This window comes from Adlercreutzia sp. DFI.6.23 (assembly GCF_024462535.1).
GTDB lineage: Bacteria > Actinomycetota > Coriobacteriia > Coriobacteriales > Eggerthellaceae > Adlercreutzia > Adlercreutzia rubneri.
Genome location: NZ_JANGBP010000855.1, coordinates 1 through 286, shown reverse-complemented (window position 1 = coordinate 286; position 286 = coordinate 1). Strand labels below are relative to the sequence as shown.

The window sequence follows — 286 nt, the reverse complement described above, 5'->3', positions numbered from 1 at the left end:
CGATGGCCTAGCCGTACTTCTCCACCAGATGCGCCTGGGCCACGCCGATCGCATCCAGCGTCGCCGCATCGGCAGCGGCCATGCGGCACTCCGGCGGCAGCACGCGCGCCCGTTCCACAATGCTCGGCTGGCCATCCTCATTCAGCAGCGACACGAGCGCCTCGCCGGTGCACAGTTCCAGCAATGCCTCGGCGGAATCGAAGGCCGGATTCTCGCGGAAGGCCGCCGCTGCCGCGCGCACCGCCTTCTGCTCGGCGGGCGTGTAGGCGCGCAGCCCGTGCTGGAT

1 protein-coding gene is annotated in these 286 nt (G+C 70.3%); it reads right to left on the bottom strand.

Annotated elements, in window-relative coordinates:
* Window positions 1-7 precede the first annotated feature (7 nt).
* A partial coding sequence (locus NE591_RS15755; RefSeq protein WP_256157162.1) for a helicase HerA-like domain-containing protein occupies window positions 8-286 on the bottom strand: 279 nt, incomplete at its 5' end.